At 47.0% G+C, this 5,795-nt stretch carries 2 tRNA genes and 2 rRNA genes; all 4 read right to left on the bottom strand.

Annotation, left to right across the window (positions count from 1 at the left end):
- Positions 1-162 precede the first annotated feature (162 nt).
- Positions 163-3,042: ribosomal RNA gene (locus FHS10_RS29105) — 23S ribosomal RNA — on the bottom strand.
- A gap of 278 nt (positions 3,043-3,320) precedes the next feature.
- Positions 3,321-3,394: transfer RNA gene (locus FHS10_RS29110), tRNA-Ala, on the bottom strand.
- 99 nt (positions 3,395-3,493) lie between these two features.
- Positions 3,494-3,568: transfer RNA gene (locus FHS10_RS29115), tRNA-Ile, on the bottom strand.
- A 278-nt stretch (positions 3,569-3,846) separates the two neighbouring features.
- A 16S ribosomal RNA gene (locus tag FHS10_RS29120) occupies positions 3,847-5,368 on the bottom strand.
- Together the 16S and 23S rRNA genes with 2 tRNA genes alongside form the textbook arrangement of a ribosomal RNA operon.
- Between the last annotated feature and the right edge of the window lie 427 nt (positions 5,369-5,795).

The raw sequence follows: 5,795 nt of genomic DNA on the forward strand, positions 1-5,795 counted from the left end.
CCGGTGACCTAATGACTTATAAACAATGACATATTATTGAAAGAAGTAAGTAAATCAGAGAAAACAACAGAACTGTAGTGTTCATGGTTGATAGTTCATGGTTCATCGCTTATATTACTATGAACTATGATCCATTCCCTATCAACCCTTTTATTACCTGCTATGAGAAAGCTTCGGGCAATTAGTATCACTCGGCTATGATGTCACCACCTTTATACCTATGACCTATCAACGTAGTAGTCTGCTACGACCCTCAATGGAAGTCTCATCTTGTGGCTAGTTTCGCACTTAGATGCTTTCAGCGCTTATCTATTCCCAACGTAGCTACTCTGCAATACAGCTGGCGCCATAACAGATTCACCAGAGGTTAGTCCAACCCGGTCCTCTCGTACTAAGGTCAGCCCCACTCAAACTTCCTGCGCCCACAACAGATAGGGACCGAACTGTCTCGCGACGTTCTGAACCCAGCTCGCGTGCCACTTTAATGAGCGAACAGCTCAACCCTTGGGACCTTCTCCAGCCCCAGGATGTGACGAGCCGACATCGAGGTGCCAAACCTCCCCGTCGATATGAGCTCTTGGGGGAGATCAGCCTGTTATCCCCAGCGTACCTTTTATCCTTTGAGCGATGGCCCTTCCATGCAGAACCACCGGATCACTATATCCGTCTTTCGACCCAGCTCGACTTGTCTGTCTCACTGTCAAGCAAGCTTATGCTATTGCACTCCACGTACGGTTACCAAGCGTACTGAGCTTACCTTTGAAAGCCTCCGTTACCTTTTTGGAGGCGACCACCCCAGTCAAACTACCCGCCAAACAATGTCCTCCGCTTTGCAGAGTTAGACACCAAATACAGAAAGGGTGGTATTTCAACGTTGACTAAATGACTCCTAGCGAAGCCACATCACAGTCTCCCACCTATCCTACACATCCTGTATCCGATATCAATGTTAAGTTGTAGTGAAGGTGCATGGGGTCTTTCCGTCCCGTTGCGGGTAACCGGCGTCTTCACCGATACCACAATTTCACCGAGCTCATGGCTGAGACAGCGCCCAGATCGTTACACCATTCGTGCAGGTCGGAACTTACCCGACAAGGAATTTCGCTACCTTAGGACCGTTATAGTTACGGCCGCCGTTTACCGGGGCTTCGATTCAATGCTTCGAATTGCTCCTAACATCCCCTCTTAACCTTCCGGCACCGGGCAGGTGTCAGGCCATATACGTCATCTTTCGATTTTGCATAGCCATGTGTTTTTGTTAAACAGTCGCCTGGGCCTTTTCACTGCGGCTGGCATTACTACCAGCGCCCCTTCTCCCGAAGTTACAGGGCCATTTTGCCGAGTTCCTTAGCCATGATTCACTCGAGCACCTTAGGATTCTCTCCTCGACTACCTGTGTCGGTTTACGGTACGGGTTTTTATAACCTGAAGCTTAGCGGGTTTTCTTGGAAGTCTGATTACCTGAACTATTACCGCCCCCGAAGGTTTGGTATACTATCAGCTTTCAGCATGGTCTGCGTACTTAACTACAGTCCATATACCTACGGCCTTTAACGAACTATTCCGTCAGTTCGCGTCAGTGTCACTACTCCGTCACCGCATCGCAGTTATAAAAAGTACTGGAATATTAACCAGTTGTCCATCGGCTACGCCCTTCGGCTTCACCTTAGGCCCCGACTAACCCTGATCCGATTAGCGTTGATCAGGAAACCTTAGTCTTTCGGTGGGCGGGTTTCTCTCCCGCCTTATCGTTACTTATGCCTACATTTGCTTTTCTATTCCCTCCACAGTCGGTTGTCCCTCCTGCTTCGCCGGATAATAGAATGCTCCCCTACCAGATGCATTGCTGCAAATCCATAGCTTCGGTATACTGCTTAATGCCCGTTTATTATCCATGCCCGATCGCTCGACTAGTGAGCTGTTACGCACTCTTTAAATGAATGGCTGCTTCCAAGCCAACATCCTAGCTGTCTGTGCAATCGGACCTCGTTAGTTCAACTTAGCAGTAATTTGGGGACCTTAGCTGATGGTCTGGGTTCTTTCCCTCTCGGCCCTGGACCTTAGCACCCAGAGCCTCACTCCAGCGTATATTAATAAGCATTCGGAGTTTATCTGGATTTGGTAGGATTTGACTCCCCCGCACCCAATTAGTAGCTCTACCTCTTATTAACTCAACCGCCAGGCTGTTCCTAAAAACATTTCGGGGAGTACGAGCTATTTCCCAGTTTGATTAGCCTTTCACCCCTACCCACAAGTCATCCGGAAACTTTTCAACGTTTATCGGTTCGGTCCTCCAGTACCTGTTACGGCACCTTCAACCTGCCCATGGGTAGATCACAAGGTTTCGCGTCTACCTCCCCTGACTATACGCCCTATTCAGACTCGCTTTCGCTTCGGATCCGTGTCTTAAACACTTAACCTTGCCAGGAAAGAGTAACTCGTAGGCTCATTATGCAAAAGGCACGCCGTCACGGAATCTCTCCGCTCCGACCGCTTGTAAGTACACGGTTTCAGGTTCTATTTCACTCCCCTGTTCGGGGTTCTTTTCACCTTTCCCTCACGGTACTGGTTCACTATCGGTCTCTCAGGAGTATTTAGCCTTACCGGATGGTGCCGGCAGATTCCCACAAGGCGTCTCCGACCTCGCGGTACTCAGGATACCACTATCCTATCATCCATTACCCGTACGCAGCTGTCATGCTCTATGGCGGGGTTTCCCACCCCCTTCCGGTTTTGTTTGATATTCATGTTGTGGTCCTACAACCCCCATATTGCCGTAACAATATAGGTTTGGGCTTCTTCCCTTTCGCTCGCCACTACTCAGGAAATCATTATTATTTTCTCTTCCTCTGCTTACTTAGATGTTTCAGTTCAGCAGGTTTGCGCATTTATGCAATTAGTCTTCAACTAATTAGGTTTCCCCATTCAGAAATCTGCGGATCAATTCATATTTGCTGATCCCCGCAGCTTATCGCAGCTTATCACGTCTTTCATCGCCTCTGAGAGCCAAGGCATCCCCCGTGTACCCTTTCTTACTTTCTTCTACTATACCGCCTTTTGCCCGGTATGTATGCTTTTGATTAGTGTTGCCGTTTTTAGTATCAAGTACTCAGTATCAAGTAGTAAGACCGAAGTCTCATTCCTCTTTACTTTTCCGTAATCTTCAAAGCCTGCAACAGTCCTCTATTCTGTTGTCTTCTCTTTTTTATTACTTCTTCCAATATGTCAAAGAACGTTTTGTTGAGTATCAAGTCGTCGGTATCAAGTATCAAGACTTTTGTCTTACTACTTACTACTTGTTACTTTATACTTAACAAGTGTGGAGAATAACGGATTCGAACCGTTGACCCCCTGCGTGCAAGGCAGGTGCTCTAGCCAGCTGAGCTAATCCCCCTAAAAATGAATCTTTAGTATCAAGTCGTTAGTATTTAGTATCAAGACTCTTTTTCTTTTGTCTTGCTACTTGATACTTACTACTAAGTACTCCTATTTGTAGTCCCGAGCAGATTTGAACTGCTGACCCCTACATTATCAGTGTAGTGCTCTAACCAAGCTGAGCTACAGGACTGGGTGTGATTTCGGACGTCGGATTTACGATTTGTGATTCTCCTATTCCCGATTTCTTTCAATCTCGTATCACCTTTTGATTATTGCCACCAATTGGCTTCATCTTTTGGGTTTTCCTTTTGTGTGTTTAATTATTGAATGACTGAATTATCGATTTATTGACTTATTGTTTGCGGCTTTAACCACTCACTTAATCAACCAATCTAACCCAATCAACCAATTTTAAGAAATAATCATGTAGGTAACTTGTTACGATATCGTGTCTCGATACTGCTCCAGAAAGGAGGTATTCCAGCCACACCTTCCGGTACGGCTACCTTGTTACGACTTAGCCCCAGTTACCGACTTTACCCTAGGACGCTCCTTGCGGTTACGCACTTCAGGCACTTCCAGCTTCCATGGCTTGACGGGCGGTGTGTACAAGGCCCGGGAACGTATTCACCGCGTCATTGCTGATACGCGATTACTAGCGAATCCAACTTCACGGGGTCGAGTTGCAGACCCCGATCCGAACTGTGAATGGCTTTGAGAGATTGGCATCCTGTTGCCAGGTAGCAGCCCTCTGTACCATCCATTGTAGCACGTGTGTAGCCCCGGACGTAAGGGCCATGATGACTTGACGTCGTCCCCTCCTTCCTCTCTATTTGCATAGGCAGTCTGTTTAGAGTCCCCACCTTGACGTGCTGGCAACTAAACATAGGGGTTGCGCTCGTTGCGGGACTTAACCCAACACCTCACGGCACGAGCTGACGACAGCCATGCAGCACCTAGTTTCGTGTCCCGAAGGACTTGAGCGTCTCTGCTCAATTCACTAACTTTCAAGCCCGGGTAAGGTTCCTCGCGTATCATCGAATTAAACCACATGCTCCTCCGCTTGTGCGGGCCCCCGTCAATTCCTTTGAGTTTCACCCTTGCGGGCGTACTCCCCAGGTGGAATACTTAACGCTTTCGCTTAGACGCTGACCGTATATCGCCAACATCGAGTATTCATCGTTTAGGGCGTGGACTACCAGGGTATCTAATCCTGTTTGATCCCCACGCTTTCGTGCCTCAGTGTCAATAAAACCATAGTAAGCTGCCTTCGCAATTGGTGTTCTGTGACATATCTATGCATTTCACCGCTACTTGTCACATTCCGCCTACCTCTAGTTCATTCAAGCTCTTCAGTATCAAAGGCACTGCGATAGTTAAGCTACCGTCTTTCACCCCTGACTTAAAAAGCCACCTACGCACCCTTTAAACCCAATAAATCCGGATAACGCTTGGATCCTCCGTATTACCGCGGCTGCTGGCACGGAGTTAGCCGATCCTTATTCTTACCGTACATTCAGCTTGATTCACGAATCAAGGTTTATTCCGGTACAAAAGCAGTTTACAACCCGTAGGGCCGTCTTCCTGCACGCGGCATGGCTGGTTCAGGCTTCCGCCCATTGACCAATATTCCTTACTGCTGCCTCCCGTAGGAGTCTGGTCCGTGTCTCAGTACCAGTGTGGGGGGTCATCCTCTCAGATCCCCTAAACATCGTAGCCTTGGTAAGCCGTTACCTTACCAACTAGCTAATGTTCCGCATGCCCATCTTAATCCTATAAATATTTGATCAGTATACAATGCTGTAAGCTGATGTTATGCGGTCTTAATCTCTCTTTCGAGAGGCTATCCCCCTGATTAAGGTAGGTTACATACGTGTTACGCACCCGTGCGCCACTCTCAAGAAAAGCAAGCTCTTCTATCCCGTCCGACTTGCATGTATTAGGCCTGCCGCTAGCGTTCATCCTGAGCCAGGATCAAACTCTCCATTGTAAAATGTCTCGTTTGTTCACTGACCCTATTATTAATAATAGAATCTGTATATAATTATATCTTTATACAGTATCTAACACTTTTGTTATCATAACTCCTCTCCCTCCTCTCCATCTTGCGACTTCCTCTCGTTTGAGTTGTTACTCTACATGATTTTCTATTTCTTAAAAGAACTTTGCCGCTTCACTGTCTCAGATCCGCTATATAATCTTTAGTGATTTGACTCACCTGATTTGTCATTTGTTGTCCGCCAGAATCGCTCTGGGTTCCCTTTTGCTTACTCGTTAACCTTCATTAACTTTCTTCCTTTTTCTCTCGCTTGATTCGCTCAAACTTAACTTCTTTCGCTCTCTCAAGCACCCTTCCGTTTGGGTCTGCAAAGGTAGCAATCCTTTCCATCTTTCCAAAACTTTTTTTTATTTTTATT

The organism is Mucilaginibacter dorajii (assembly GCF_024808255.1).
Classification (GTDB): domain Bacteria; phylum Bacteroidota; class Bacteroidia; order Sphingobacteriales; family Sphingobacteriaceae; genus Mucilaginibacter; species Mucilaginibacter dorajii.